Here is a 25,112-nt window from a genome sequence, read left to right on the forward strand (position 1 = left end):
CGCGCCATCGCCGGCCGTCAGCCGCGCGAGGCGCGCCTGCGGCGGACCACCATCACGCCCGCGGCGCCGACCAGGACCGCGCCCGCGAGGATCTCGGCCGCGTTGGGGCCGGAGACACCGCCGCCGACGCCGGTCTTGACGGTGCCGATCGGCGTGGTGCGGCCGGTGCTGATGGTCAGCGGGGTGGTGCCGCGCTCGCTGCCGCAGGTGAAGGTGACGTCGTACTGGGCGCCCGGCTTGGCGTCGGAGTCGACGGTGACCGTCGCGGTCTGGCCGGGTCCGTCGCCCTTGCCGAGCGTGACGTCGTCGAAGAGGGCGGGCGCCGAGGCCGTCGCCTGGCTCGCGCAGTCGGTGGCGGTCAGCGTCACCTTCGCACCGGGCGCCACCGTCGTCGGCGAGACGCTGAAGCCGAAGGAAGTGATGTTGGAGTCGGCGAGCGCCGCGGGCGCCGTGACGGCGAGGATCGCTGCCGCGAGGAGAAGGGGGGTCGTGCGTCCAGCGCGCATGGGTCTCTCCGGGGGCCGGGGCGGCCCGGGGGGCCGCGCTCCTTGCATCCCACCGGCTGCCGCCGCTCCGCGCTTGCGCGCGGTTGTTGCCCGGCCTCTCCCCCGGGCGCCCGATTCCCGGCTCTGCCCTGGCCGTTGGCCCCCCGGCCCGGCCCGCCCCCAGCACCCCCATCCGGGTGAACCTCCCTCCCGCGGAGTGCGGCGCCCCTCCGGGGGGAGTGGGGTGCCTGAGGTCTTCCGCGGAGGACGGTGCCCCTCCGGGGGTGGGGTGCCTGAGGTCTCCCGCGGAGGGCGGTGCGCTTCTCCTGCGGAGGGACGGCAACCATCAGGGGCGCGGGGAACTGCGCGGCCCACCCCCACCGGCCCGGTGGTCGCAAAAACAACAGCGTCTGCCCCGCTGGGGGCGGTTTTTGTCCGAAGGCGCGCTGCGGCTGGGCGCGCAGTTCCCCGCGCCCCTGATGGGGCACCCTCCTCCGCAAGCGCCGCGTCCCCGCGCCCCTATCGGGCACCCACTTCCGCCGGCGCAGCGCCGCGTCCCCGCGCCCCTGAAAGGGGCACCCCCTTCCGCAGAGGTGCGGGGACCGGGGCCCGCGGCCCCTATCGGGCGCCCTCGCCCGGAGGGGAGCCGCGCCCCGGAGGGGGGTCGGTGGGGGTGCGGACGGTGAGGACGACAAGACCGGAGAGGGGATCCGGGGCACCCCCGGGCGGCCCGGTGCGAGGAAACCGGTCGACCAACGCGTCAAAGACGCGATAAGCACTGGACTCGTCCCACGACGTGATCACCACCTGCACCAGCCCCGGCTCCCGCAGCTCTTCCCAGTCCTCCGCCATCACCGGCTCCTTCCGCCACGGTCGCTTCGACCGGACAGACACGCGCCGCTGGCGCGCAGTTCCGGGCGCCGGCGCGGTTCACTCCCACGGGAGCGCGCGCGGGGGTGTGCGACCGGGGCGCGCAGGATGACCGCGCAGAACGAGCCCACAGGGCAACCGCACAGGATGGGCACCGGCATGCCTCGGCCCGGACCGGGTACGTGTGGTGTCCAGCCGCGGGACTCGACCGAAGGGCCCCGCACCGATGGCAGGGAGCCCGAGATGACCAGCCCAGTCCCCGACCCGTTCCCCGCGCCTCCGCCGCCCGGCCGGCCCGATCCGGCGCCGGGTCCCGATCCGTTCCCGTCGCCGGTGCCGGGGCCGACTCCGGGTCCCGCGCCCGATCCGGTGCCGACGCCGCCGGGGCCCGAGCCGGTGCCGCCCGGTCCCGCGCCCGACCCGGTGCCGCCGACACCGGAGCCGAATCCGGTGCCGCCACCGCCGCCGACGTACTGACCGCCGGGCGGTTTGCCGCACCCCGCCGCGCCGGGCCCTCAGCAGAAACGGTTATTCTGCCGCCTCGGGCCCGGCCGCGGGCGACAACCGCGGATCACGCACGGTGCCACTGCGACTGCTGATACCACATAGGTGACGCGGTAGGACGGCTCGGCAGCGGCGTGAGTGGAACCGGTGATGACCATGGACGATCACACAACGGGTCGGCGGCGAGCGGGTGATGACCGCCCGCAGCGGCCGGACGGTGCGGGAACGGCGGTCGCCGCGCCCGTGTCGCGGGACGCGGGCGAGCAGCCGCCGGACGTGATCGATGTGGTGTTCCCCGCCGCCGCGGACACCGGCGGGACGGCGGCCGGCCCGGACCGGCGCGAACGGCTGCGCGACCGCCCGCTGTTGCTGGGTTCGCTGGCCATCGCGGCGGTGGGCCTGGCCGCGGTGATCGCCTGGCAGGTGTGGCCGCAGCCGCCGGGGCCGACGGCGCCCGAACAGCCCGAGCCGCGGCCGACAAGCAGTCGGCCGGTGGGCGACGACGGCATATCCGGCCGCGCCGCCCCGCCCCTGCCGTCCTCGGAGCGGCCGCGCACCAGCAGGTCGCCCGCGGCCGACGAGCGCCCGAGCCGTACGCCGTCGGCCTCCGTCAGCCCGACGGCCGGCGCCGGGACGCCCTCCCCCGCGCTCCCCGCCGGGCCCCCGACCGCCACCGCCGGCACCACCACCGCGCCGACGTCCGCACCGCCAACTCCCCGCACCCTGCGATCGGGTGACTCCGGATCGGATGTGACCGACCTTCAGCGGCTGTTGTTCGCGCAGGGGTTCACCTATGTAGCACTCACGGGGTTGTACGACGACGCTACTGTGCGTGGTGTGACGCAGGTGCAGAAGGACCGCGGCCTCACCTGCGATCCGTACGGCGTCTACGGACCCTGTACGCGCGCAGCGCTGACCTCGTAATTCACGGCCGCGATACGCCCCGCATACCCGTGGCGTATTCCTGGCGTTTCCCGGGAATTCCATTCGATCAGCATCCGCTCATTTTCCATCATCCGGCCGGACTTTTGCGACCGTAGTCGAGAAGTTCGAAAATCCGAGCGATGATTCACCAATCAGGTCGATGATATCGGCGCATCGTGCTCATGACATGAATGGAATGCGCAGGTCAGCGCCGTGCGCGTACCGGATCACGGCGTTCCGTGTGCCATGCGTTCCAGCCACCTCCGCAGAATGGTCACAAGACCTCCGCACCGTGCCGCACGATGGTCCCCGTAATTGCGGCCGGGGTTCGGCCGCTGCCAGTGGGAAGGCGCAACGCCGACGTGCGGCCGCCTTCCGGGGGAGGAAAACTATGGGCAGAGCATTGCGTGCTGCCGCTTTGGGTTCTGCGGCGGTACTGGTGGCCCTGGGGGTGGCGCCGTCCGGGGCGCACGCCGCGGTGACACCCCGTGTCGATCTGCGGGTGCTGGTCGTCGACGACGGAGGTCCGGCGACGGAGGCCATCACCGCGGAACTGGACGGGGCGGGGACCCCGTACACCACGATCGACCTCTATCAGGCGGGCCGGCCGACCATCGACGCCGGGTATCTCAGTGACACCGTGAACGGACGGCCGCGCGCCAAGTTCCAGGCGGTGGTGCTGCCCAACGACAACCCGTTCGGAGCGGGTTCGTCGGAGATGGCCGCGCTGGTGGCGTACGAGACGACCTTCGGCATCCGACAGGTCGACGCGTACACCTACGCACAGCCCACCGTGGGTCTGAACTACGCGACGAGTCCCGGCTACATCGGCCAGCTCGACGGCGTACAGGGCCACGTGACCGCGCAGGGCACCGCCGGTGACTTCGGCTATCTCAAGGGCGCGGTGCCCTTCGAGGACAACGACCCGTACCAGTCGGAGAGTTACGGCTATCTCGCGACACCGCTGGCCACCCAGGCGCCGGGTGCCGCCTTCACCACGCTGGTGGACGCGCCGATCCCGGACAGCTCCGCGCGCGGCGTCCTGGTCGGGCAGTACAGCCACGACGGCCGCGACGAACTGGTCATCCCGTTCGTCTACAACCAGTACCAGCAGCAGTTCCGGCTGCTGGCCCGCGGCATCGTGGAGTGGATGACCCGGGGCATCCACCTCGGCGCCGACCGCAACTACTTCGAGGTCCAGGTCGACGACGTCTTCCTCGCCGACGACCGCTGGAATTCGACCCTCAACTGCACGCCGGGCGACGTCGACTGCCCGATCGGGACCGGCGAGGACACCAATCCGATCCGGATGACCGCCGCGGACGCGCAGTACGCCAAGCAGTGGTCGCAGGACCACGGTTTCACCCTCGACTTCGTCTTCAACGGCGGCGGCAGCGAGGACTGGAAGTCCGACCACGACACCACCGTCGACCCGCTCGCCGATCAGCTCGTCGCCGACAAGAACACCTACCGCTGGGTCAACCACACCTATCTGCACCCCTTCCTGGGCTGCGTCCAGGACGTCAGCGTGGTGCCGTGGGTGTGCGAGACCGACGCATCGGGCAACACCACCTGGGTCAGCAAGTCCGAGATCACCTCGCAGGTGCAGGACAACCGCACCTGGGCGAGCCAGCACGGACTGTCGCTGAACAACCAGGAGTTGGTGACCGGTGAGCACTCCGGTCTGAAGGTGCTCCCGCAGCAGCCGGTGGACAATCCCAACCTCGCGCCCGCGCTGAGCCAGTTGGGCGTGAAGTACCTGGCGAGCGACAACTCCCGCGACCCGGGCCAGCGCCAGGTCGGACCCGCGGTCACCGTGCCGCGCTTCCCGATGAACGTCTTCTACAACGCCGGTACGGCGCAGGAGGAGACCGACGAGTACAACTGGATCTACACCAACCTCGCCCAGGGCGGCAGCGGCGCCTGCGCGACCTCCGGCAACTCCACCTGCCTGCTCGCGCCGCTGGACACCAGCACCGGCTACGCGTCGTACATCGTGCCGCTCGAGGCCAAGATCGACCTCGGGCACGTCCTGGCCAACAATCCGCGGCCGCACTTCATGCACCAGTCCAACCTCGCCGAGGACCGGATCGCCTATCCGGTGCTGGAGCGCATCCTCGGCGACTACGCCAACCTCTTCGCCGCGAACACGCCCACCGTCAATCTGCGGACGTCGGACATCGCCGTCGAACTGCAGCGCAGGGCGGCGTGGGACACGGCGTGGAAGGGCGGTCATGTCACCGGCTACCGGATCGGCGACACGGTCACCGTGAGCGCGCCGAGCGGGGTCCAGATCAGCGCCACGATGCCGGCCGGCACCCGGCAGGCCCAACTGCTCGGCACCACCGCCTTCGGCGGGGCGTACGCGGGCAAGGTGTCCGGCTGGACGCTGCCCGGAGCGTTGCAGAGCAATGTGTCGCTCACGCTGCCGTCCGGCACCGCGCCGGCGCCGCTGCGGCTGAACGTCTCGCTCGGCACGGTCAGGATCAAGGCGTCGGTGGGCCACCTGCCGGTGCCCAAGGGCGTGAAGGACGCGGTGCCCCCGGGGCCCGGGGCCACGGCGGCCAGGTGAACGACCCGCGGGCGGGGCGGCCTTCGCCCCGCCCGCGGCACCGGGGCGCCGCCCGGTCAACGGCGCACCCGCGGTACGCACACGTCCAGGGGGGACACCATTTCCATGCACGCAATCCTCGGCGGGCGGCCGGCGCGCACCACGCGCGTGACGCTGCTGACCGAGGGAACGTATCCGCACAGCCCGGGTGGGGTGAGCGTGTGGTGCGACCAGTTGGTCCAGGGGATGCCGGACATCGAATTCTCGGTCGTCGCGGTCACCGGCACCGGCCGTGAGCCGCTCGCCTGGTCACTGCCGGCCCAGGTCACGGCGGTCGAGACGGTGCCGCTGTGGGGGCCCGCGCCGGACGGCAGGGCGCCGCGCGGCCGGGACCGCAGGGCCTTCCTCGCCTCGTGGGAACGCTTCCTGCGCGCGCTGCTGCACGAAGACGGCACCGACGGAGGCGACGGCGCCCGCCACGGTTCCGACGCCGCCTTCGGGCCCGAGCTGTACGCGCTCGCCGGATGGGCGGCGCACGGCGCGCTGTCCGCGGGGCTGCGGTCGGAGGACGCGGTCCGTACGCTGATCCGGCTGTGGGGCAGGCCCGGTACGACGGTGGCGGCGGCCGTACCCACCCAGGCCGACGCGCTGGCCGCCGTCGATCTGCTGGAGCACGCGCTGCGCCCGCTGGCCGCCGTACCGCCGCCGGGTCCTGTCGCCCACGCCGTCAGCGGCGGGCTGGCCACGCTGCCCGGGCTGGTCGCGCACGAACGCCACGACACACCGCTGCTGCTCACCGAGCACGGCGTCTACCAGCGCGAGCGCTATCTCGGCTACCGCACGGGACCGTACCGGTGGCCGGTGAAGGCGCTGCTGCTCAACTTCTTCCGGCTGCTGGCCCGCGAGACCTACCGCAGCAGCGCCCTGATCACCCCGGGCAACCGCTACAACCGGCGGTGGGAGGAGCACGGCGGCGCCGCGCCCGACCGGATCAGGACCGTCTACAACGGGGTCGATCCGGGCGCCTTCCCGATGGCCGGGCCCGAGCCCGAGGTGCCGACGCTCAGCTGGGCCGGGCGGATCGACCCGATCAAGGACCTGGAGACGCTGATCCGCGCCTTCGTGCTGGTCCGCGGCGAGATACCCGCGGCCCGGCTGCGGATCTTCGGCGGCACTCCGCGCGGCGGCGAGGCGTACCGCGAGCGCTGCGAGGCGCTGGCCGCGGAACTGGGCGCGGCCGGGGCGGTGACCTTCGAGGGCCGGGTGGACGACATCAGGACCGCGTACGCCGCCGGGCAGGTCGTGATGCTCTCCAGCATCAGCGAGGGCTTTCCCTTCACTCTGATCGAGGCCATGTCCTGCGGGCGCTGCACGGTGTCCACCGATGTCGGCGGGGTGCGGGAGGCGGTCGGCGACACCGGTCTGGTGGTGCCGCCGCGCGATCCGCGGGCGATGGCCGACGCGGCCCTGGAGCTGCTGCGCGATCCGGCGCGGCGCGCCTCGATGGGCTGGGAGGCCCGGCTGCGGGTGATCGACCAGTTCACGCTGCGGCAGACGATCGACGCCTTCCGCGGCATCTACACCGGTCTGAGCAGTACCGAGCACCGCACCGCGCGGATCTACGGCGGCGTCACCTGGATGTCGCGGATCTGGCGCCAGGAAGCGGGATTTGACGATACGTCAGCCATGGCAGGGGCGGGGAGCGCGGCGGACGACGGCGGGCTCGCGCTCGGCGTACGGGCCGCGGGCGGCGCCCGGTGAGCGGGCCGATGTCCCTGATCAGCCGGCTGGGCGGCGGGGGCGAGGCGGGCGCGCTGCCCGAACCGCCCCGGCCGCGCCGGGTGCCGTCCTGGGCGGTCGGCGATCCGGTCGCGGAGCTGGCGGAGCGGCTGTCGGCGGCGTGTTCCGCGGCCGTGCACCCCGACGAGATCGCGGCGGTACTGGAGTCCGAGGGGCTCACCGACGAGCAGATCACCGGCCGTTACGGGCACCCCGATCTGTTCTCGCTGGCGCGCGAGCTGTTCGAGACGGTGCCGCGCCGCTTCCCGGAGCCGGAGCCCGGCGCCGACCCGTGGCAGGTGGACGTGTGGCGGTGCGTCCTGCGCGGCCTCACCTTCACACTGCCGGGCGTCGCCTACGTCCTCGGCGGGCGCTGGGCCGGTGACGACGACGGCCCGTTCGGGGTGTCGCGTGCGGTCGCCGCGTGGGGTGCGGCGGCGCTGTGCGGCTGGGGCTGGAACCAGGCGCTCGCCCACCGGGCGCACCTGTACCTGATGACGGGCCGGTCGCGGGCCGCCGCGCGGTGCGTGGTCACCGGCGCGGCGGCCGGCGCCACGCTCGCCACGCTGGCCGCGGCGGCCGTCGCGGGCCCGGGCCGGCTGCCCGCGCTGGCCTTCGCCGCCGGTCAGTCGGTGTATGTCGCGGCCGCGACCGCCCTGCTGGTGCTGGGCCGCGAACGCTCACTGCTGTACGTACTGACGCCGCTGGCCGTCGCGGTGGCGTGCGGTGCGAGCGGCCTGTCGTCGGCCGCGGTCGCCGCCGTACTGATCGCCACCGCGACGGGCGCCGCCGCCGCTGCCCTCGGCACGGCGCTGCGCACCGCCCTGACCGGCCGGGCTCCGCAACCGGCGACCGGCCCCCGCGTCCCCTTGCGGGCGAGGCTGCGGGCCCGGGCCGCCGAGGGGAAGGCCGCACCCGGTAGCGGCGCCGGTGCGGGTCCGGCGTTCGGCTGGCGTCAACTGCCGCGGGCAGCACGGCACTTGTGGCGCGCCGACGACGGCGAGACGGAGGCGAAGCCGCTGTCGCCGTATCTGTCCCTGCCGCACGGTGTGGCCGGGCTCGCGGGCGGGACGCTGGTGGTCACGGCCGCCCTGACCGGTGAGTTCGTGGCCGCGCTGACGGTGAGCATGGGCGTGGCGGAATGGCTGCTGTTCCGCTTCCGCGGCCGGTGCCTGGCGGCGCTGCGCGCGACGACCGTGCACCAGCGGCTGCTCGCCACCTGCTGGCGGGTGCTGGCCGGCTGTCTCGCGCTGTACGTCGTCGCGCTCGTGGCGCTGGCCGCCGCCGAGGCCGCGGCGGTGCCGGGCGGGGCCGCGTGGAATCCGGCGCGTCTGTCGGTGCTGCTGGCCCTCGGCGGCACCCTCTGGCTGTCGCTGCTGCTCCAGTCCTGCGGCCGTGAATGGACCGGGAGTTATGTGCTCGCCGGCGCCGCGCTGACCGCGCTCGTCCTGCTGGCGGCGCGGGTCGCGGGCACCGGCGCCGTCCTCGGCCTGGTGTGCGCGGGCGCCGCCGCCGTGCTGCTCGCCGTGGCCGTCACCATGACCGGCCGTGTCACGACCCACCGCTGACCGGCGCCGCCGGCCGCCCGACCGATCGACCCGGAACACCCACCGACCGGAACACCCGGCGGCCGGAACACAACCGACCGAACCACCAACCGACCTTCCGCAGAAGGAGATCCATCCGTGTCCACTGAGACACCCGTCGCCGTCACCGGCGCCGAGGGCTTCATCGGCTCGCACCTGGTGGAGGCGCTGGTCGCCTCGGGCCGTCGCGTCCGCGCGATGGTGCAGTACAACTCGTTCGCCTCGCACGGCTGGCTGGAACTGCTCGCGCCCGACGTGCTGGACCGCGTCGAGGTGGTGCTCGGCGACGTCCGCGACTCCGGTTCCGTCCGTGACCTGGTGGCGGGCAGTGACACCGTCTACCACCTGGCCGCGCTGATCGCGATCCCGTACTCGTACCGCGCGCCGCGCAGCTACGTCGACACCAATGTGTCCGGCACCCTCAACGTGCTGGAGGCCGTACGGGAGTTGGGCATCCCGCGGCTGGTGCACACCTCGACCAGCGAGACCTACGGCACGGCGCAGACCGTACCGATCACCGAGGACCACCCGATCGTCACGCAGTCGCCGTACGCGGCGTCCAAGGCGGGCGGCGACCGGCTTGCGGACAGCTACCACGCCAGCTTCGGCACACCCGTGGTGACGCTGCGGCCGTTCAACACCTTCGGACCGCGCCAGTCGATGCGCGCCGTCATCCCGACGGTGATCGGCCAAGTGGCGGCGGGCGAGCGCGAGGTGACGCTCGGCGACCTCCGCCCGACCCGGGACTTCATGTACGTCGGCGACACCGCCTCGGCCTTCGTCGCGGTCGGCACCGCGCCCGCCGAGAAGGTCGTCGGCCGGACCTTCAACGCCGGTACCGGCGGCGAGATCTCGATCGGCGACCTGGTCCGGCTGATCGGCAAGCTCATGGACACCGAACTGCTGGTCCGGGAGGACGCCCAGCGGCTGCGGCCGGCCGCCTCCGAGGTGATGCGGCTGGTCTGCGACGCGACCCGGCTGCGCGAGGCCACCGGCTGGCGCCCCGCGCACAGCCTGGAGGACGGCCTGAGCCACACCATCGACTTCTTCCGCGACCCGGCGCACCTGGCCCGGTACAAGACCGGCACCTACAACGTCTGACGGTCCATCAGCACGCCGCGCACAGCACGTCACCCGCATCACCCGCGTCACCCGCACACCACCACGTCACCCGTACACCCGCTACACCCGACCGCAGGGGGGACCACCATGCACGCTGTCATTCTCGCCGGGGGCAAGGGCGTCCGGCTCCGGCCGTACACCACCGCGCTGCCCAAACCACTGGTGCCGATCGGCGACAGCCACGCGATCCTGGAGATCGTGCTGCGGCAGCTCGCCGGGTCCGGCTTCCGGCGCTGCACCATCGCCATCGGCCATCTCGGCAACATCATCCGCGCGTACGTCGGCGACGGCTCCCAGTGGGGCCTGGAGGTCGACTACGTCACCGAGGACAGCCCGCTGGGCACGATGGGGCCGCTGCTCACCATGCTCGACCAACTCCCCGAGCACTTCCTGGTGATGAACGGCGATGTGCTCACCGACCTGGACTTCGGGGCGGTGCTCGGACAGCACCGCGAATCCGGCGCGCCGCTGACCATCGCCACCTACGCCCGTACCGTCAGCATCGACTTCGGGGTGCTCAGCACCGACGACGGGCGGGTGGTGGCCTTCACCGAGAAGCCGAGCATGGACTACCGGGTGTCGATGGGCGTGTACGGGGTGTCCCGCTCCACGCTGCACCGCTTCACCCCGGGACTGCCGCTGGGCTTCGACGAGGTGGTGCTCGCGCTGCTGGCGGCCGGTGAGGAGCCGCGCGCCTTCGACTTCGACGGCTACTGGCTCGATATCGGACGCCCCGACGACTACGACCGGGCCAACGCCGAATTCAGCAGCCGTCGCGGCCTGTTGCTCAAGGGGGCGTGAGCGGCCATGACACGGACGAGGATCCTCGTACTGGGTGCGGGCGGCTTCCTGGGCTCCCGGGTCGTCGCACGGCTCGGACGGATCTCCGGTGCGCGGATCCTGCGCGGCGGGCGCGGGGCAGGACTCGATCTCACCGCCGATCTGGCGACGGTGCCGGTCGATGTCCTGGCCCGGCGGCTCGCCGCGCTGGCCCCCGACGCGGTGGTGTGCTGCGCGGGGGTGGCGGCGGGCTCCGCCGCCGCGCTGTGCGCGACCAACGCGCGGGGGGCCGCCGTCCTGTGCGAGGCGATGGCGCTGGGGGCGCCGTCGGCGCGGCTGGTGCATCTGGGCTCGGCGGCGGAGTACGGGCCCGCCGCGCCCGGCAGCGCGCTCGCCGAGTCGGCGCCCGCCCGGCCGGAGGGCGTGTACGGCGCGGCCAAGCTCGCGGGCACCCTCGCCGTGACGGGCTCCGGGCTCGACGCGGTGGTGCTGCGGGTGTTCAACCCGGTCGGCGCGGGCTCGCCGGTCTCCGGTCTGCCCGGCCGGCTGGCCGCCGCCTTCCGGGAGGCGCCGCGCGGCGGTGTGGTGCGCACCGGCAGCCTGGCCGCATACCGCGATTTCGTGGCCGCCGACGATGTGGCGGACGCGGTGGCGCTCGCGGTGGCCGCGCCCGGCAGCCTGCCGCCGGTGGTCAACATCGGCTCCGGCCGGGCCACTCAAGTACGTTCACTGGCGGAGGAGTTGGCGGCGGTCAGCGGCTTCGCGGGGAGGCTGGAGGAGTCGGGCCGGGGCTCGGAGCGGTCGGCGGGGGTGTCCTGGCACCAGGCGGACATCACGCTGGCGGCGTACGCGCTGGGCTGGCAGCCGGCCCGCACGCTGCGGGACGCGCTGACCGCCCTGTGGGAAGCCGTACCGGGAGAACTGGCAGGATCGTCGCCGTGAGCAGTGCGTTCCATGGTTTTCCCGCCGGTCCCCCGGCGCCGCCGTCCGGCCGGGGCTCGCTGCTCGTGCCGTTGTACGTCCACCCGGTGGTGGACCCGTCGGCGTGGCGGGCCCTGGAGGACGCCGCGCCCGGGCTGTACGGGGCGGTGCTCAATGCCGCCGACGGGCCGGGCGAGCGGCCGGACCCGGTGTACGCGGCGGCCGCGGCGCGGCTGCGGCGGGCCGGGGTGCGGCTGCTCGGCTATGTCGACACCGACTACGCCGACCGCCCGACGCACGCCGTCTACCGGGATCTGCGCAGGCACCGGGCCTGGTACGCCACCGACGGGGTGTTCTTCGACCGGGTCGCGTCGGGCGCGCGGCAGGTGGCGTACTACCGGTGGCTCGCCAGGACGGCGCGGCTCTGCGGGGCGCGCACCGTGGTGTTCAATCCAGGGGTGCACCCCGATCCCGGATACGCCCGCATCGCCGATCTGCTCGTCACCTTCGAGGGGAGCTGGGACGACTACCAGCACCTGACGGTCCCGCACTGGACGGCCGGCCACCCGGCGGCCCGCTTCTGCCACCTCGTGCACGGGGTGCCGGACGGTCTCGCCGTACGGGCGGGCCGGATGGCGGCCGTACGCGGTGCGGGCGTGCACTGCGCGGTGCCCGGTGTGCCGCCGAATCCGTGGCAGAGCGTGCCCGTGCCGGCCGGGGGCGCCGTATGAGCCGCGCACGCCGTACGACAGGCCGCCACGCCGTCATGGTGGCGGTGGCCCTGCTGCTGGTGCTCGCGGGCTGCTCCTCGTCCGGCGGCGACAGCGGTGGCGGCGACCGGACCGACGACGGGGGTACGCCGTCGAGCGGGCCATCGGCGACGCGGACGACCGGGCCAGCGACGAGCGCGCCCGGCCGTGCGCCCGGCGGCACTCCGGCCTCCCCGTCGGGCGGCGCGAAGTCGGCGCCCGCCTACTGGCACCCGAAGGCCGGGACACCCTGGCAGTGGCAGCTCAGCGGAACCGTGGACACCTCGGTGGACGTGCCGGTCTACGACATCGACGGCTTCGAGAACGGCGCGGACGTGGTGCGGCGGCTGCACGCGGCCGGGCGCAAGGTGATCTGCTACATCAATGTCGGCGCGTGGGAGTCCTTCAGGCCCGACGCCAAGGACTTCCCGGCCTCGGTGCGCGGCGACGGCGACGGCTGGGACGGCGAGCGCTGGCTCGACATCCGCCGGATCGACGTGCTGCGCCCGCTGATGGCCGCCCGCTTCGACATGTGCGTGAAGAAGGGCTTCGACGCGGTGGAGCCCGATCTGCTGGACGGCTACGCCAACACCACCGGCTTTCCGCTGACGGGCGGTCAGCAGCTCGCGTACAACCGGATGATCGCCTCCCTCGCGCACGAGCGCGGGCTCGCGGTGGGGCTGAAGAACGACGTCGACCAGGTGACCACGCTGGTGAAGGACTTCGACTTCGCGGTCAACGAGGAGTGCGCGCAGTACGACGAGTGCGCGCGGATGACGCCGTTCATCGCGGCGGGCAAACCGGTCTTCCATGTGGAGTACAAACTGAAGACCGGTCAGTTCTGCCCGCAGGCACGGCGGTTGGGGCTCAGCTCGATGGTGAAGCACCTGTCGCTGGACGCGTGGCGCGACCCCTGCTGAGCCCCTGCGAATCGCCCCTCGCTCAGATCATCCGCCACAGATGGTCGGCGCTGCCGTTGTCGGACCACTGCGTGACCTGCGCGCTGTCGGCCTGCGACATGCCGTCGACCGCGAGCACCTTGCCGGAGCGGACGTTGACGATCTTCGACCAGCCGTCGCCGTTGTCCACGATCCGCCACAGGTGGTCGGGCGTGCCGTTGTCCTGGTACTGCTGGACGTGGGCGCCGTCGTCGGTGCTCTGGTCGTGGACGGCGAGCGCCTTGCCGCTGTTGCGGTTGATGATCCGCACCGTGCCGTCGCCGTTGTCGACGACGGTCCACACATGGTCAGGGGTGCCGTTGTCGGTGTACTGCGTGACCTCGGCGGTGTCGGCGCGGGACATGTTGGAGACGGCCAGCACCTTGCCGGAGTTGCGGTTCTGGATCCGGCACCACACGACGGTGGACACGGCCGGTTCCAGCAGCAGCGCCAGCGCGCCGCCCACCACCGGGCGGGACTGGAAGCCGCGCTGCGCGGCGCTGGCGACCACGTACCAGTCGCTGAACGGCACACGCTGGCCTGTGGTGTTGGCGTAGTTGTAGACGCCGTTGATCAGCAGGTCGCGGGCGTTCGGGCGGTCGGCGAGCCAGGCCGCGGTCCACAGCTCCCAGTCGGCCTTGGTGTAGTCGTTGCGCGGGTCCAGTTCGATGCCGTACGTCCCGGCGTGCGAGGCGTACCAGTTGGCCTCCTGTTCGGCGAAGCCGACCGGGACTAGGTCGAGGCCGAGCAGGCGGTCGGGGAAGCCGTTGTACTTCAGGCTCCAGGTGCCGTCCTGGTCGTAGGCGAGCTTGAGGTGGGTGCCGGAAGGATCCTGGGCGAGCGTCGTCCACTGGCTCAGATAGCCGCGGGAGACCGAGCGGTAGCGGGCGGCGTCGGCGGTGTTGCCGGTGGCGGCGGCGATGACGCCCATCGCGCCGATGCCGACCATGCCCTTGAGCGCGAGGTTGGCGCTGTGCGCGATGAAGCCGGTGAAGTCGTCGGTCTGGTTCTGGTAGCCGGGGTCGAGGGTGTTGGCGACCAGATACTCCGCCCAGCGGCGCAGCACCGCGTAGTGGGCGCCCGCGTAGGCCGCGCCGTCGGCGGCGGGCAGCCGCTGGACGACGGCCGCGACCATGATGAGCATGTTGGCCGACTCCTCGACCGGCATGCTCTCCTCGTTGCCGTCGGCGCGGCCGAAGGCGTTGGGGTAGGTGCCGAGGTCGTGCGGCGCGAAGTCCTGGGTCCAGCCGCCGTGTTCGACGTAGTCGAAGAGCGGTTCGAGGATCAGCCGCAGATAGGCCGGGGAGAGGTAGAGATAGGCGGGGAAGGCGGGGTAGATCACATCCACCGTGGACATGTCGCCGTTGGAGGAGATCTCCTTCAGATACGCCCAGGGGCTGCCGTTCCGGTCGACCAGTTCGGTGCCGGCGACGGCCTGGCGGAGCGCGAGGGCGCACACGGCCGCGTAGTGGTCGCCGGTGGTGCCGCCGACGACGGCCGCCACGGCCTCGTCGTGGATCTTCTGGTCGAGCGCGGTCGCGGCGGTCTGCGCGGCGGCGCGGTCGGCGTCGAACCAGTCGACCATCGCGGTCCAGGAGCTCCACTGCCGGGTCCACCAGGGCTGGAGCTGTGTGCCCAGGTGGGTGACGGCCGGGGTGCGGACATGACCGAGGACGACGGTGAATTCGGGTGACGGCGTCCCGGAGGCGACGGTGCCGAAGTCCCGGTTGAGGCCGAGCACCGGCCAGCGGTCGTTGATGGCGCGCGGTTCGGCGGTGTCCACCGAGCCGTCCAGCCGCCCCGTGCCGGCCGAGGCGGCGCGCACCACCGTGTCCTGCCCGATCTGGCTGGTGACCGCGCTGTTGGTGGCGGTGGCCAGTACCAGCCGGCCCCAGGACGCCTGGTCGCCGGTCTCGGCGAGCACGCCGGGCGAGGCGGGCTCGGCGCTGAGTACGGTCATCCGGCCGGTGGTCGTCCGGTCCCAGGTGATGGGCGTCGCGGTGTCGCCGTGCACCCATTCGCCGGAGGCGTCGAGGTGGACGTCCACGGTGTGCGAGCGGCCGTCGTTGCTCGCGGCCTGCACGGTGACGTAGCTGAGCGGTACGCACTGCCGCTGGAGGTTGCCGGGGTCGACCGGTGAGAAGAAGGTGACGGTCAGTGTCACCCCGCCGCCGCTGAGCCGGTAGACCGAGCGGGTGGCGGTCAGTTGGAGGGAGTCCTGCTGCATCGTGGTCAGGGACGGCCCGCCGGGCAGCGCGGGCGCGCCGAGGAAGACGTACGCGGCGCCGTCGATCCGGGCGAGGCCGCAGAGCGCGGTGATGTGGCCGGTCCAGAAAGTCGGCCAGGTCCCGGCGAGGCTGTCGGCGGGCAGCCAGGTCGACAGGTACGGCGAACGGACGGCCAGCGGGACGGCGGGCGGGCGCAGCGGGCTGAAGGTCGAGGCCGACGGTGCGGCCGGGGGCGCCGCGGCCCGCGCGGGAGCGGTGGTGAGCCAGCCGCCGCCGGCCGCGGCGGCGGTCAGTACGGCGCTCCAGCGCAGGACGTCACGCCGGCCGGGGCCGGCGCCGGCTGCGGGGCGCGCGGTTCTGGGGTCGTCGGGGGTCACTCGGAGTCCGTCCTTGTGAAGTGGGGGGATGGAGACGGCGTTTCGGAGCGGGAGGCGGTGAACCGGCCAGCAGCTCAGAGCAGTTGCCACAGGTGGTCGGCGGTGCCGTTGTCGTCGTACTGCACGACGGGCGCGCTGTTGGCGGTGGACATCAGGTCGACGCCCAGCACCTTCCCCGAGTTCAGGTTCCGGATGCGGTACCAGCCGTCGCCGTTGTCGATCAGCTGCCACAGGTGGTCGGCGGTCCCGTTGTCGTCGAACTGCACCACATGGGCGCTGTTGGCGGTGGACATCAGGTCGACGCCCAGCACCTTCTGCGAGTTGAGGTTGCGGATGCGGTACCAGCCGTCGCCGTTGTCGATCAGCTGCCACAGGTGGTCGGCGGTCCCGTTGTCGTCGAACTGCACCACATGGGCGCTGTTGGCGGTGGACATCAGGTCGACGCCCATGAGCTTGCCGGAGTTCTTGTTGCGGATCCTGCGGTAGTCGCCGGTCGGCGACCACTGGTGGCCGTCGGGGGTGGCGGTGGGGAAGGCGGAGATCCGCAGCCGGGCGGCGCCCATCGGGATCAGCGTGACGGTCTCGACGGCGTTGGTGCTGCGGGCCGGGCTGGTCTGGAGCGGGTTGACGACCTGTTGCCCGTCGGCCTTCCACTCGTCGATCTTCCTGGCGGGCACGGTGATCCGTACCGGGGTGCCGTCGTGCGTGAAGGGGTCGGCGGGCAGCGAGCCGCCGGACCGGCTGAAGGCGGGCGCGCCGGAGTCCAGGGCGAGACCGTAGTTCCACGGCGTGGTGGCGTGCACCTCGTACTCGGGGAATTCGGCGTTGCCGCCGTACTGCACGTAGTTCTCGCCGATGCTCAGCGCGTAGGTGAGCGGGCCGTGGTCGACGGAGACGGCGCCGCCGTTGGCGGACCAGGTGCGGACGGTGGTGGACTGCGGGAGCTGGACGGTGACGGTGTCGCCGTTCTTCCAGGTGCGGCTGATCTTCGTGAAGGCCGGTCCCGAAGGGGCGCTCACCGCCTGGCCGTTGACGGTGATCCGCGGGGCGGAGCACCAGCCGGGGACCCGCAGATAGAGCGGGAATTGCAGCGCCTTCGGCGCGCCGATCTTCAGGGTGATCGTGTCGGCGAAGGGGTAGTCGGTGGTCTCGGTGACGGTGACGGCGGTGCCGTCGGCGACCTTCGCGGTGACGCTGCTGGGCGCGTACATCGCGGCGGCCAGGCCCTTGTCGGGGGTGGCGAGCCACAGCTCCTCGGTGAAGTACGGCCAGCCCATGCCGTAGTTGTGCGGGCAGCAGCGGTACTGGTCCACGCCGGGCTGGAAGGACTGCATGGCGAAGCCGTTCTGGAACTGCCCCTGGGTCTTGGGCGTGTTGTTCAGATCGACGCTGTTGGCGCTGGTGATGTAGTGCACGCCCTTGCCCGACGGGTCCAGGGCGGCGGGCAGCGAGTTGAAGGCCAGGTCCTCGCAGCGGTCGGCCCACACCGGATCGCCGGTGATCCGGGCGAGCAGCTGGTGGCTGGCCATGAATTCGACGATGCCGCAGGTCTCGAAGCCCTGCCGGGGGTCGCCGAACCCGGGCCGCGCGTTCTCGTCGCCGGCGAACCCGCCGCCGGGGAACTGGCCGTAGGCGGACATCACGGCGGTGTAGTTCTGGTACGCGGCCTGGGTGAGCGCGGTGGACGGCGAGCGGAGCGCGTACTGCGCCGGCTCCCGGAAGCCCTGGGCGATGTTGACGTTGTGCAGCGTCGGCAGGTTGTTGACCCAGTTGGCGCCGCCGGCGTGGATCTTGTCGGCGAGGTCGAGCAGGAAGCTGTCGCCGGTGCGGTTGTAGAGCCAGAAGACGCTGTCCAGGCCGTCGCCCCAGCGCACCGACACCCAGCTCTGGTTGAAGGCGCCGGGGCCCTGGGCGTTCATGTAGCGGAAGAAGGCGGACAGCAGCGGGATGATCCGGGTGTCGCCGCTGTACTCCTGCCAGTTGCGCAGCGCCCAGGTCAGCGGCAGGAACGGCCAGAAGTCGGGGCCGCCGCCGAGCGAGGTGCGCAGCGCGGTCGGCCCGAAGAAGCCGTCGGACTGCCGGGTCGCCACGATCGCGTCGATCCAGCGGCGTACGGCGGCCAGCGCGGTGGCGTCCTGGGTGAGCACAGCGAGGTCGACGTAGCCGCGCAGCCAGTACGGCACTTCCTCCCAGCCGACCCGGTCCGGGTGCGCCCAGCCGCTGGTGTCCATGGCGAGGAAGTGCGAGATGTCGGCGTACCGGCCGCACAGGCCCGCCAGTTGCTGGCGGAGCCGGCCGTCCAGCCAGCCGCGCGCGGTGACGGCGCCGGGCGGCAGCCGCAGAAAGGCGGTGGGGGCCAGCGGCGCGGCATTGGGCGAGTAGAGCCCGCCGCGGGCGGGGGCGACCTTGGCGGTGGCCGGTGTGGGGGCGGCCTGTGCGCCGCCGGCCAGCCGCAGTTGGAGACCTGCGGTGCCGGCGGCGAGTGCGGTGAGCGCGAACTGACGGCGGTTCAGGGGCATGGGGGGCGGCTCCTGCTGACGGCGGCCGGGGCGCGGCGGGGGCGTGCCTGCGGACCTCGGCCGTGACTGGCCCTGACGGGGTGATCACCTTCCAACGTTAGAAATTTCCCACGTTGGAAAGGGCGGTGCCATCCGGAATGACAGCACGCGTGGTTGGTCATGTCCAGACCATCGACAGAAGTTGTGCCGCGCAGTCGCACCCGTGGTCCGGGGAGGGCATGCGACCGCCGGAAGCATTTTGGAAACATCGCGGACGACGGGTTGTCGACCTGCCGCCGCGCGTATATAACGTTGTAAAGCCGAGCGAGGGAACGGGCGTTCCCGCCTCGGAGTGCCGCCATCTCCGCACGTCATACCGCCTCGTCGGGGAGCCCTACCGGGCCCCGGAAGCGCACCCGCCCGTAGCCTCCCGGCCCCGCGGCGCCGGATCCACGTACGACCCGACGGCCGCTGCCGTCGCGACCAAGGAGTGTCGTGAGCATGACGAACCACAGAACCCGCGTACTGGCCGCCACCTGCATGCTGCTGGCCACCGTCGGCGTTGCCGCCACCGGCTGCTCCAAGTCGGAGTCCAGCGACAACAAGGCCGACGCCTCCTCCAGCGCGTCGGACCAGGCGGCCCAGCAGCAGGTCACCACGGACCCGACGGCGTCCTCCGGCGCGGGCTGCACCCTGACGGCGTACGGCGCGCCCAAGCTCGACCTGAAGAACGCGGTGGTGGGCTTCTCCCAGTCGGAGAAGGAGGACAACCCCTTCCGTATCGCCGAGACCAAGTCCATCAAGGACGAGGCCGCCAAGCTCGGCGTGAAGAAGCTGCTCACCACCGACGCGCAGTCCCAACTGCCCAAGCAGATCAGCGACATCCAGGACATGCTGGCGCAGGGCGCGCAGCTGCTGATCGTCGCGCCGCTGAACTCCGACGGCCTGGACCCGGCGCTGAAGGCCGCCGCCGCCAAGCACGTGCCGGTGATCACCATCGACCGGAAGATCAACGCCACGTCCTGCAAGGACTATGTGACCTTCCTCGGCTCGGACTTCGTCAAGCAGGGCCAGCGCGCCGCGGACGCCATGATCAAGGCGACCGGCGGCAAGGGCCAGGTCGCGATCCTGCTCGGCTCGTCCGGCAACAACGTGACCACCGACCGCACCAAGGGCTTCCTCGACGAGATCGCCGCGAAGGCGCCCGGACTGAAGGTCGTAGCCCAGCAGACCGGCGACTTCACCCGGGACAAGGGCCAGCAGGTGATGGAGCAGCTCATCCAGTCCAAGCCCGGCATCACCGCGGTCTACGCGGAGAACGACGAGATGGGCCTCGGCGCCGTCACCGCGCTCAAGAGCGCCGGCAAGAACCCGGGCAAGGACGTCAAGATCGTCTCGGTGGACGGCACCCGCAACGCCGTCCAGGCGATCGTCAACGGCACGTACAACGCGGTCATCGAGTCCAACCCGCGCTTCGGCCCGCTGGCCTTCGCCACCGCGCAGAAGTTCTACGGCGGCGAGGCGATCCCGGAGGACGTGATCATCTCCGACCGCGCCTACGACGAGGCCAACGCCAAGTCCTCGGTCGGCGGCGCGTTCTGACCCTCCCTCAGGAGGGCGCGGCGGCGCGGCCGGTCCGCGCCGCCCCCTGAAAGCAGGCGTACGGCGGGGTGCCTCCCCGCCGTACGCCGCACCACTCGCCCGATCCACCGCGACCCCGGAAGGCCACGACCATGGCACCACCCGAAGCCGCAGCGGCCCAGTCCGCGCCACCCGGCCCGCCGAGCCCGCCGCCGGCGCCCGGGGCCGTCCTGGAGGCCGTCGGCGTCAGCAAACGCTTCCCGGGCGTGGTGGCGCTCGACGATGTCTCCTTCACCCTGCGCCAGGGCGAGATCCACGCGCTGGTCGGGGAGAACGGGGCGGGCAAGTCGACCCTGATCAAGCTGCTCACCGGGGTCTACCGGCCGGACGACGGCGAACTGCGGCTGGCCGGCGAGCCGGGCGCCTTCCACCACCCGCACGAGGCCCAGCGGGCCGGTATCTCCACCATCTACCAGGAGGTGAACCTGGTCCCGCTGATGAGCGTCGCCCGCAACATCTTCCTGGGCCGGGAGCCGAAGAACCGTTTCGGCCTGATCGACTTCCCCCGGATGCACCGGGAGACCGCCGAACTCCTCGGCGGCTTCGGCATCACCGCCGACCCGCGCCGCCCGCTGCACACCCTGGGCATCGGCACCCAGCAGATGGTCGCGCTGGCCCGCGCGGTCTCCGTACAGGCCCGGGTGGTCGTGATGGACGAGCCCACCTCGTCGCTGGAGCCGCGCGAGGTCGAAACGCTGTTCCGGGTGATCGGCGAACTGCACGAGCGCGGTATCTCGATCCTGTACGTCAGCCACCGGATGGACGAGCTGTACCGGATCTGCGACCGCGTCACCGTGCTGCGCGACGGGCGCCTGGTGCACAGCGGCGACCTGGCCGACACCGACCGGGTGCGGCTGGTCTCGCTGATGCTCGGCCGGGAGATCGCCGAGGTGCGCAGGCACGGCGCCACGAGTTTCGGGGAGGGGCACACGGCCGACCGCCAACCGGTGCTCACCGCAAGCGGCCTGACCCGCCGTCACCAGCTCCAGGACATCGCACTGGAGCTGCACCCCGGTGAAGTGCTGGGCCTGGGCGGCCTGTTGGGCTCGGGCCGCAGCGAGACCGCCAAGGCGCTGTCCGGGGCGCTGCCGCTGGACGGCGGCGAGATCAGCGTCGGCGGACGCGCCCTGCGCCGGCTCACCCCGTCCGCCGCGATCAGGGCCGGCATCAGCATGCTGCCCGAGGACCGCAAGGCCGAGGGCATCGTGCCGGGCCTGTCGGTGCGGGAGAACATCGTGCTGGCCGCGATGCCGCGGCTGTCCCGCGCCGGGATCGTCTCCCGGCAGAAGCAGGACAGGATCGTCGAGATCTTCATGAAGCGGCTGCGGATCAAGGCCGCGGGCCCCGAGCAGAAGGTCGGCGAACTCTCCGGCGGCAACCAGCAGAAGGTGCTGCTGGCGCGCTGGCTGTGCCTGGAGCCCAAGGTGCTGCTGCTGGACGAGCCGACCCGCGGCATCGACGTCGGCGCCAAGGCGGAGGTGCAGTCGCTGATCGACGACCTCGCGGGCGAGGGCCTCGCCGTCCTGCTGATCTCCTCCGACATCGAGGAACTGGTCGAGGGCGCGGACCGGATCGTGGTGCTGCGCGCCGGAGCGGTCGCCGGTGAACTGACCGGCGACGACGTGGAGGAGAACGCGCTGCTCGCCGTCCTGGCCGAGACCGGGGACAGCGACGACGGGGACAGCCACAGCGACTTCGGCGACAGTACCGACGACGCCGGCGAAGCGCCGGAAGCCGAGGCCGAGGCCGCGGCCGGGCCGCAGGACGCCGCGCCCGGCCCGCTGACGAAGACCACGGCGCCCGACGCGCCGCCGGAATCCGCCGCCGGCACCGGAACCGGAACCGCCGCCGCGCCGGCGCCGCCTGCCGACGGCGAGCCGCAGTCCACGCCCGACACCCCCGGCGGAGCCGGAAGCGCCACCGCGAAGGAGGATCCGCGATGACCGCGGCCCCGTACTCACTGCCCCGCGGCATCGACCGGCCGCGCGTGGCGGACTGGCTGCAGCGCTACGGCGTGTACGCCGCGGTCGCCGCGCTGCTGATCTTCAACTGGATCTTCACCGACCACTTCATGACCACCGACAATCTGCGCACGCAGCTCGTCCAGGTCTCCCCCGTCGTCATCGTCGCGCTCGGCATGGCGCTGGTGATCGGCACCGAGGGCGTCGACCTGTCGGTCGGCTCCACGATGGCGCTGGCCAGCTCGGTGCTGCCGCTCTACCTCGGGTACGGGCTGCTGCCCTCGCTGCTGGTGGCGCTGCTCGCGGGCATCCTGGTCGGCCTGGTCAACGGCTCGCTGGTGGCCCTGGTCGGACTGCAACCGATCGTCGCCACCCTCGCCCTGTTCGTCGGCGGCCGCGGCCTGGCCCTGGTGATCGCCGACGGACAGCTCAAGCAGATCGAGAACCAGAATCTGCTGGACCTCGGCACCAACAGCGTCATCGGCATCCCCATCGTCGTACTGATCGCGGGCGTGCTCGCACTGCTGGTCGCCTTCCTCGTCCAACGCACCACCTTCGGACGCCAGTTGGTCGCCATCGGCGGCAATCGCGCCGCCGCCACACTGGCCGGTCTCCCCGTCAAACGGGTGCTGATCGGGGTGTACGTGCTGTGCGGCGTGCTGGCCTCGCTCGCCGGCGTGCTCGCCACCGCGCGGCTGACCGCGAGCGACCCGTCGTCGCTGGGCAATCTGATGGAGCTGTCGGCGATCACCGCCGTCGTGGTCGGCGGCACCCCGCTGACCGGCGGCTCGGTCCGGGTCCTCGGCACGGTCTTCGGCGCGCTGCTGATGCAACTGCTGCACGCCACCCTGGTCACCCACAATCTGCACGACTCCACCGCCCAGATGGTCCAGGCGGGCATCATCCTCGTCGCCGTCTACGTCGCCCGGGAGCGTCGATCCCGATGAAAGCCCTCGTGAAAGCAACCGCCCCCGCGCCCGCGCCCGCCGTGGCCGGCGACGCGCCGCTGCCGGTGACCGCCGACCCGCGCCCGTCCGGCCGCCAGCGCGCCGCCGAACTCCTCCAGCGCCAGGGCGTACTGGCCGTGCTGGTCCTGCTCTGCGTGATCTCGTCCTTCGTCTTCGACTCCTTCGCCACCCTCGACAACACCCGCGGCATCACGATCCAGGCGTCGTTCCTGTCGATCGTGGCGCTGGGCATGACGATGGTGATCGTCACCGGCGGCATCGACCTGTCGGTCGGCTCGGTGTTCGCGCTCGGCGGTGTGCTCGCCGCCTGGGCCTCGCAGTACGGCTTCCTGCCGGCGCTGCTGGTACCGCTCGCGGTGTGCGGGGCGATCGGCGCCTTCAACGGGTTCCTGGTCGCCAAGGCCGGGATGGCGCCCTTCATCGTGACGCTCGCGTCACTGCTCGGCGCGCGCGGCCTGCTGCTCGCGCTCACCCACGAGGGCGCCACCACGTATCTGGTGCCGCGCGGCTCGGCCTTCAAGGAACTGGGCAGCGGCGCGGTGTGGGGCTTCGGCTACCCGGTGCTGATCGCGCTGGCGCTGTTCGCGGTCGGCGGCCTGGTGCTGCAACGCACTTCGTTCGGCCAGGCGCTGTTCGCGGTCGGCGGCAGCGGCGACGCGGCCCTGCTGATGGGGCTGCCGGTGGCCCGTACGAAGGTGCTGGTCTACACGCTCAGCGGGCTGCTGGCGGGGCTGGCCGGCGCGCTCAACGCGGCCCGGCTGTCGTCCGGTGTGACCATCATCGGTGTGGGCATGGAGCTGGACGCGATCTCCGCAGTGGTGATCGGCGGCACGCTGCTGGTCGGCGGCGCCGGCTCGGTGTCGGGCACGCTGTGGGGCGTGCTGCTGCTCGGCGTGATCCAGAATCTGATCAATCAGATCGGCTCGCTCAACTCCTCGTACCAGTCGGTGGTCAGCGGCGGCTTCCTCATCGTGGTGGTCGTCGCCCAGCGGTATCTGTCGGCCGCACGGCGCGGCACCTGACGGGGCGGGAGGGGCCCGTCGTGATGTCGGCGGACGGGCTCCAGCACACTGAGGCCGGAACCGCCGCGCCTTGGGTACGAGGTCGGCAGAGGGAAGGAACTCCGTGGGCGCCAGCCTGAAGGACGTCGCACGACTGGCGGGCGTGTCCGTCAAGACCGTGTCGAATGTGGTGAACAACTATCCGCATGTCACGCCCGGCATGCGCGAGCGCGTGCAGCGGGCGATCGACGAGCTGGGCTACCGCCCGAATCTCACCGCCCGGCACCTGCGCAAGGGCCGTACCGGCATCATCGCGCTCGCCGTACCGGAACTGGGCAACCCGTACTTCGCGGAGCTGGCAGGCGCCGTCATCGACGCCGCCGCCCGGCACGACTACACGGTGCTGCTCGACCACACCGCGGGCCAGCGCGAGAAGGAGGTGCTGGTCTCGCAGGGCTTCCGGGCCCATGTCATCGACGGCCTGATCCTCAGCCCGATCGAGCTGGAGGCCGCGGATCTGCTCGGCCGGATCGACGACGCGCCGCTGGTGCTGCTCGGCGAGCGCGAGTACGACGCGCCGTACGACCAGATCGCCATCGACAACGTGGCCGCCGCCCGCAGCGCGGTACGCCATCTGACCGGGCTCGGCCACCGCCGGATCGCCTTTCTCGGCGCCCGCAGGGAGAGCGCGCGGCAACCCGCCCACCTGCGGCTGCGCGGCTGGCGCGAGGAGCTGGCGGCGGCCGGCCTGCCCGGCGACGACTCGCTGGTGGCCGCCACCGACGGCTACGGCCGCTGGGACGGCGCCGCCGCGATGAACGCGCTGCTGGACCGCGGCACCCGGCCCGACGCGGTGTTCGCGTACAACGACCTGATGGCGCTCGGCGCGATGCGGGCCCTGGTGGAGCGCGGACTGCGGGTGCCGCAGGACGTGTCGGTGGTCGGCTTCGACGACGTCGAGGAGGGCCGTTTCTCGACCATCGCGCTCACCACGGTGTCGCCGGACAAGCAGGCCATCGCGCGGCTCGCCGTCGAGCGGGTGGTGGCGCGGCTGACCGGCACGCCGCAGATCAACGCGGAGCGGATCACGCCCGGGTACACACTCGTGGCCAGGGAGTCGACCGCGCCCCGGTCGGGGTGAGGCCGCCGCCGGCGCCGGACCCTTCCCGCGAGGACCCGCCCGGCCGCGGCCGTACGCCGCCCAGCAGTGCCCGCCCCGCCCATGTGCC

18 protein-coding genes are annotated in these 25,112 nt (G+C 72.4%); 15 read left to right on the forward strand and 3 right to left on the reverse strand.

Annotated elements, in window-relative coordinates; translation table 11 throughout:
* Positions 1 to 17: 17 nt before the first annotated feature.
* Positions 18 to 506 (reverse strand): COG1361 family protein, encoded by a 489-nt coding sequence (locus tag BM076_RS08300; RefSeq protein WP_093712779.1) that lies wholly within the window; start codon positions 504 to 506, stop codon positions 18 to 20.
* 1,092 nt (positions 507 to 1,598) lie between these two features.
* Between BM076_RS08300 and BM076_RS08310 the strand changes: the two genes are divergently transcribed.
* From BM076_RS08310 to BM076_RS08355, 10 genes are all read left to right on the forward strand, one after another.
* Positions 1,599 to 1,832 carry a hypothetical protein gene (locus BM076_RS08310; RefSeq protein ID WP_177246378.1) on the forward strand — a complete coding sequence of 78 codons (234 nt, stop codon included), beginning with the start codon at positions 1,599 to 1,601 and terminating at the stop codon, positions 1,830 to 1,832.
* 183 nt (positions 1,833 to 2,015) lie between these two features.
* The gene (locus BM076_RS08315) at positions 2,016 to 2,783 is read left to right on the forward strand and encodes a peptidoglycan-binding domain-containing protein (RefSeq protein WP_143120541.1); all 768 of its coding nucleotides are present in this window, start codon (positions 2,016 to 2,018) and stop codon (positions 2,781 to 2,783) included.
* 391 nt (positions 2,784 to 3,174) lie between these two features.
* Positions 3,175 to 5,355: a hypothetical protein gene (locus BM076_RS08320; protein ID WP_093712782.1), complete on the forward strand. Its 2,181-nt coding sequence runs from the start codon at positions 3,175 to 3,177 to the stop codon at positions 5,353 to 5,355.
* 105 nt (positions 5,356 to 5,460) lie between these two features.
* A complete protein-coding gene (pelF, locus tag BM076_RS08325) occupies positions 5,461 to 7,095 on the forward strand; it encodes a GT4 family glycosyltransferase PelF (RefSeq protein WP_093712783.1) in 1,635 nt (544 codons plus the stop codon).
* 8 nt (positions 7,096 to 7,103) lie between these two features.
* Complete coding sequence (locus BM076_RS08330; RefSeq protein WP_093712784.1) at positions 7,104 to 8,681, forward strand: hypothetical protein; 1,578 nt, start codon at positions 7,104 to 7,106, stop codon at positions 8,679 to 8,681.
* Between the two features lie 117 nt (positions 8,682 to 8,798).
* Positions 8,799 to 9,800 (forward strand): GDP-mannose 4,6-dehydratase, encoded by a 1,002-nt coding sequence (locus BM076_RS08335; protein ID WP_093712785.1) that lies wholly within the window; start codon positions 8,799 to 8,801, stop codon positions 9,798 to 9,800.
* Between the two features lie 108 nt (positions 9,801 to 9,908).
* Positions 9,909 to 10,622: a sugar phosphate nucleotidyltransferase gene (locus BM076_RS08340; RefSeq protein WP_093712786.1), complete on the forward strand. Its 714-nt coding sequence runs from the start codon at positions 9,909 to 9,911 to the stop codon at positions 10,620 to 10,622.
* Between the two features lie 6 nt (positions 10,623 to 10,628).
* Entirely contained in the window at positions 10,629 to 11,543 is a 915-nt protein-coding gene (locus BM076_RS08345) for an NAD-dependent epimerase/dehydratase family protein (protein WP_093712787.1), read from the forward strand.
* A complete protein-coding gene (locus BM076_RS08350; protein WP_093712788.1) occupies positions 11,540 to 12,253 on the forward strand; it encodes a spherulation-specific family 4 protein in 714 nt (237 codons plus the stop codon). Before BM076_RS08345 ends, BM076_RS08350 begins: the two co-directional genes overlap by 4 nt.
* Positions 12,250 to 13,191, forward strand: a complete 942-nt coding sequence (locus BM076_RS08355; protein ID WP_245795856.1) for an endo alpha-1,4 polygalactosaminidase — start codon at positions 12,250 to 12,252, stop codon at positions 13,189 to 13,191. The genes BM076_RS08350 and BM076_RS08355 overlap by 4 nt, the downstream gene beginning before the upstream one ends.
* Before the next feature lie 22 nt (positions 13,192 to 13,213).
* On the opposite strand, the gene BM076_RS08360 is transcribed toward BM076_RS08355, so the two are convergent.
* Both BM076_RS08360 and BM076_RS08365 read right to left on the reverse strand, forming a co-directional pair.
* Complete coding sequence (locus BM076_RS08360; protein WP_218160059.1) at positions 13,214 to 15,814, reverse strand: glutaminase domain-containing protein; 2,601 nt, start codon at positions 15,812 to 15,814, stop codon at positions 13,214 to 13,216.
* Between the two features lie 74 nt (positions 15,815 to 15,888).
* Positions 15,889 to 18,333: an RICIN domain-containing protein gene (locus BM076_RS08365; RefSeq protein ID WP_093712790.1), complete on the reverse strand. Its 2,445-nt coding sequence runs from the start codon at positions 18,331 to 18,333 to the stop codon at positions 15,889 to 15,891.
* Positions 18,334 to 18,813: 480 nt separating this feature from the next.
* On the opposite strand from BM076_RS08365, the gene BM076_RS08370 reads away from it, so the two are divergent.
* From BM076_RS08370 to BM076_RS08390, 5 genes are all read left to right on the forward strand, one after another.
* A complete protein-coding gene (locus BM076_RS08370) occupies positions 18,814 to 19,914 on the forward strand; it encodes an ABC transporter substrate-binding protein (protein ID WP_093712791.1) in 1,101 nt (366 codons plus the stop codon).
* Between the two features lie 131 nt (positions 19,915 to 20,045).
* The gene (locus BM076_RS08375) at positions 20,046 to 21,896 is read left to right on the forward strand and encodes a sugar ABC transporter ATP-binding protein (RefSeq protein WP_093712792.1); all 1,851 of its coding nucleotides are present in this window, start codon (positions 20,046 to 20,048) and stop codon (positions 21,894 to 21,896) included.
* Entirely contained in the window at positions 21,893 to 22,861 is a 969-nt protein-coding gene (locus BM076_RS08380) for an ABC transporter permease (protein WP_093712793.1), read from the forward strand. Before BM076_RS08375 ends, BM076_RS08380 begins: the two co-directional genes overlap by 4 nt.
* Positions 22,858 to 23,904: an ABC transporter permease gene (locus BM076_RS08385; RefSeq protein ID WP_093712794.1), complete on the forward strand. Its 1,047-nt coding sequence runs from the start codon at positions 22,858 to 22,860 to the stop codon at positions 23,902 to 23,904. Before BM076_RS08380 ends, BM076_RS08385 begins: the two co-directional genes overlap by 4 nt.
* A 103-nt stretch (positions 23,905 to 24,007) precedes the next feature.
* Complete coding sequence (locus tag BM076_RS08390) at positions 24,008 to 25,024, forward strand: LacI family DNA-binding transcriptional regulator (RefSeq protein ID WP_093712795.1); 1,017 nt, start codon at positions 24,008 to 24,010, stop codon at positions 25,022 to 25,024.
* Positions 25,025 to 25,112 lie beyond the last annotated feature (88 nt).

Source organism: Actinacidiphila alni, from assembly GCF_900112845.1.
Classification (GTDB): Bacteria; Actinomycetota; Actinomycetes; order Streptomycetales; family Streptomycetaceae; genus Actinacidiphila; species Actinacidiphila alni.

Excerpts from the sequence above, each read along its gene's own strand:
- BM076_RS08300 (WP_093712779.1), bottom strand. The coding sequence starts at position 506 with ATGCGCGCTGGACGCACGACCCCCCTTCTCCTCGCGGCAGCGATCCTC.
- BM076_RS08310 (WP_177246378.1), top strand. The coding sequence starts at position 1,599 with ATGACCAGCCCAGTCCCCGACCCGTTCCCCGCGCCTCCGCCGCCCGGC.
- BM076_RS08315 (WP_143120541.1), top strand. The coding sequence starts at position 2,016 with ATGGACGATCACACAACGGGTCGGCGGCGAGCGGGTGATGACCGCCCG.
- BM076_RS08320 (WP_093712782.1), top strand. The coding sequence starts at position 3,175 with ATGGGCAGAGCATTGCGTGCTGCCGCTTTGGGTTCTGCGGCGGTACTG.
- pelF (WP_093712783.1), top strand. The coding sequence starts at position 5,461 with ATGCACGCAATCCTCGGCGGGCGGCCGGCGCGCACCACGCGCGTGACG.
- BM076_RS08330 (WP_093712784.1), top strand. The coding sequence starts at position 7,104 with ATGTCCCTGATCAGCCGGCTGGGCGGCGGGGGCGAGGCGGGCGCGCTG.
- BM076_RS08340 (WP_093712786.1), top strand. The coding sequence starts at position 9,909 with ATGCACGCTGTCATTCTCGCCGGGGGCAAGGGCGTCCGGCTCCGGCCG.
- BM076_RS08345 (WP_093712787.1), top strand. The coding sequence starts at position 10,629 with ATGACACGGACGAGGATCCTCGTACTGGGTGCGGGCGGCTTCCTGGGC.
- BM076_RS08355 (WP_245795856.1), top strand. The coding sequence starts at position 12,250 with ATGAGCCGCGCACGCCGTACGACAGGCCGCCACGCCGTCATGGTGGCG.
- BM076_RS08365 (WP_093712790.1), bottom strand. The coding sequence starts at position 18,333 with ATGCCCCTGAACCGCCGTCAGTTCGCGCTCACCGCACTCGCCGCCGGC.
- BM076_RS08370 (WP_093712791.1), top strand. The coding sequence starts at position 18,814 with ATGACGAACCACAGAACCCGCGTACTGGCCGCCACCTGCATGCTGCTG.
- BM076_RS08375 (WP_093712792.1), top strand. The coding sequence starts at position 20,046 with ATGGCACCACCCGAAGCCGCAGCGGCCCAGTCCGCGCCACCCGGCCCG.
- BM076_RS08380 (WP_093712793.1), top strand. The coding sequence starts at position 21,893 with ATGACCGCGGCCCCGTACTCACTGCCCCGCGGCATCGACCGGCCGCGC.
- BM076_RS08385 (WP_093712794.1), top strand. The coding sequence starts at position 22,858 with ATGAAAGCCCTCGTGAAAGCAACCGCCCCCGCGCCCGCGCCCGCCGTG.